Raw genomic sequence first — 411 nt, forward strand, 5'->3', positions numbered from 1 at the left:
CATCCACCGTGCGCCCTTAAAAACTTGGCCACAGATGCTCGCGTCCACTGTGCAGTTCTCAAACAACGACCAGCCACCCACCACCCCACACCAAACATGCGAGTTCACTGGGACCGGCATACCGAAGACATCAGCTCCCGCCCATGCCCTCAGACACCCAACAGCGTGCCCGACAAGACCCCGCCCACTGCCCACTGCTTTCCATGCTCCCCGAAGGAAGCAGTACTCACAGCAGCAGCCGACCGGCCCTGCCGAATAGTCAACGTTCCACCCATGAGCCACCGGCACCAGACGTTCGCTGATGAACCGGCCTCTGACCGAACCCTCCCGAGGAAGAGTCCGGTGAGAAATGCTCCTTAGAAAGGAGGTGATCCAGCCGCACCTTCCGGTACGGCTACCTTGTTACGACTT

Annotated in this window: 1 rRNA gene; it reads right to left on the bottom strand. The window is 59.9% G+C overall.

Features of this window, described 5'->3' with window-relative positions:
• Positions 1–360: 360 nt before the first annotated feature.
• Positions 361–411, bottom strand: a 16S ribosomal RNA gene (locus LCE31_RS40165); the annotation flags it as partial.

The organism is Streptomyces sp. 8L (genome assembly GCF_020176795.1).
Taxonomy (GTDB): domain Bacteria; phylum Actinomycetota; class Actinomycetes; order Streptomycetales; family Streptomycetaceae; genus Streptomyces.